The 2,599-nt window shown below is 64.9% G+C and carries 3 protein-coding genes; all 3 read left to right on the forward strand.

Annotation, left to right across the window (positions count from 1 at the left end; translation table 11 throughout):
* Window positions 1-286: type VI secretion system tube protein Hcp (locus AC1DT2_RS20410; protein WP_477298354.1), on the forward strand; the 286-nt coding region annotated here is incomplete at its 5' end.
* 7 nt (window positions 287-293) lie between these two features.
* Window positions 294-797, forward strand: a complete 504-nt coding sequence (gene tssE / locus AC1DT2_RS20415) for a type VI secretion system baseplate subunit TssE (RefSeq protein ID WP_477298356.1) — start codon at window positions 294-296, stop codon at window positions 795-797.
* Window positions 798-801: 4 nt separating this feature from the next.
* Window positions 802-2,599: type VI secretion system baseplate subunit TssF (gene tssF, locus AC1DT2_RS20420; protein WP_477298357.1), on the forward strand; the 1,798-nt coding region annotated here is incomplete at its 3' end.

Genomic DNA, 2,599 nt, shown 5'->3' on the forward strand with positions numbered 1-2,599 from the left:
GCTTAACGCCGTGTGCACCGGTGCCCGCGTCGACAGCGCCACGCTCTACGTCACCAACGCCACCGGCGAGCAGACTGACTTCGTCACCATCGAGCTGACCGAGGGCGTGATGATCACCTCGGTGTCCACCGGTGGCAGCGGCGGCGACGAGCGCCTGACAGAGAACATCACCCTGCATTTTGGCAAGTTCAAGTACTCGTTCCAGCCCCAGGACGACAAGGGCAAGGCGACGGGCGGCACCAAGGACTTCACCTACGACATGCAGCAGGTGAAGGGCACGGCCTGATCGCAGCATGGCTGAGCTGACCACCCAGGAGCGGCTGCAACCTTCGTTATTGGATCGGTTGCGCGACGACGAACCCCACGTCGCGCAGGAAAGCCGGGACAAGCGCGTCATCACGGCGGCGCGCCTGCGCGAATACGTCGTGCGTGACCTGGGCTGGTTGTTCAACTGTACGCGGCACTGGTCATCGGATGAGCTGGCTGGGATGCCGTATGTCGAGGCTTCTGTCCTCGACTACGGCATCCCGGACCTGACCGGTGCTGCCATCGCAGGGCTGGATATCGAAGTGCTTCGTCAGCGCATCCGCGCGGCGATCGCAAACTTCGAGCCTCGTCTGGACCCCGCCACGCTGCACGTCGATGTCCGGGCCGACACTGCGCGGATGGACCGCCTGACGCTGTCCTTCAGCATCGAATCGACGATGTGGGCGCAACCGTTGCCCCTCAACCTTTACCTGAAGACCGAGGTCGACCTGGAAACCGCACGTTTCAGTGTCTTCGACGGCCTCGGCTGAGCCCATGGATCCCAGACTCCTCCGTTACTACAACCAGGAACTCCAGCACGTCCGTGAAACGGGTGCCGAGTTCGCCAGCGCGTATCCCAAGATCGCCGGCCGCCTGGGCATGGAGGGCATGGAGTGCGCGGATCCGTATGTAGAGCGTCTGCTGGAAGGCTTCGCCTTCCTGTCCGCGCGCGTCCACATGAAGATGGATGCACAGCATCCTGTCTTCACCCAACACCTGTTGCGCATGCTTTACCCGCAGTACCTCGCGCCGGTGCCGTCGATGACGGTGGTTGAGATGTCGCCAGACAGCGGCGAGACCCTGCCGGGCGAAGGCCATCTCGTGCCGCGCGGCACCGCACTACGTAGCCAGATCGGTTTCGGCGAGCGCACGGCGTGCGAGTACCGCACCGCCCATGCGGTGAACCTGCTGCCTCTGTCGCTTGACGAGGCACGCTATTTCTCCAGTCCTGCCGCGATCGCAGCGGCGGGTCTGGGCGTGCCGCCAGGGAGCAGCCCGCGCGCGGCATTGCGCGTGCGCTTCAAACTTGACGCCGGCGTCCAGCTGGATGCGCTCGCTTTCGATGAACTGCCCGTGTTCTTTGCCGGTACCGGTGACCTTGCCAGTCTGCTGTACGAACAGGTGCTGGGTAACGGCATGGGCTTTTCCGTCGTCGCAGGCGATGCCGTCCGACACACGACGCAGGCGAGCATCGAGCCGCGGGGTTTCACCGACGCGGAGGCGCTCCTGCCGGTAAGCGATCGCTCGTTCAGCGGCTACCGCCTGCTGCAGGAATACTTCGCTTGCCCGCAACGCTTCCAGTTTGCGGCGTTCACCGGGCTGCGCCGTCTCCTTCCGAGGTCCAGTGCGACGGTGTTCGACATCGTGATCTGGCTGGACCGCGCCGCGGCCCGGCTGGACAAGGCGGTCGATGCCTCGTACCTGCGTCTTTTTTGCACACCGGCGATCAACCTTTTTCCGCGGCGATCCGATCGTGTCCACCTTCGCGAGGGCGCCGCCGAGTACCACGTGCTTGCTGACCGCACGCGGCCGATGGACTTCGAGGTGGTCGACGTCGAGGACGTGCAGGGATTCGGCGACAGCCAGGAGCCTGAGCAGAGCTTCTTCCCGTTCTATGGCGGCAATGCGCGGACATGGCATCAATCCGCGGCAGCGTTCTACACGCTGCGTCGCGAACCGCGCGTGGCGTCGCAGCGGCAACGCCGTGAAGGGTCGCGTTCGAGCTATGTCGGCGGCGAAGTCTTTCTCGCGCTGGTCGATGGACGCGAGGCGCCGTACGCAAGCAGCCTGCGCCAGTTGGGCATGCGCTTGCTGTGCACTAACCGGGATCTGCCGTTGCATATGCCGGTGGGGAAGGGTGCGACGGATTTCATGCTCGACACCGACGCGCCCGTGCGTTCGATCCGCTGCGTGGCAGGGCCGACGCGCCCACGCGCCGCGATGGCGGAGGGGCAGGGCGCGTGGAAGCTGATCAGTCACCTGCAACTGAATTACCTCTCGCTGCTGGAACACGACGACGGCGCGGCTGCGCTGCGCGAGATGCTCCTTCTCTATAGCGACGAGTACGACGCGTCCTCGCGCCGCCTGATCGAGGGGCTGCGCGACGTACGCTCGGCACCCATCGTGCGTCGCCTTCCCATCGAGGGACCGGTCACCTATGGCCGCGGCCTCGAGATCCGCCTGACCTGTGAGGACCGCGCCTTCGAAGGCACTGGCGCCTTCCTGTTCGGCTCGGTCAGGCAGAACTTCTTCGCCCGGTACGTTTCGTTGAACTCCTTCACCGAGACCGTGC

The organism is Luteibacter sp. P4_E6 (assembly GCF_056401535.1).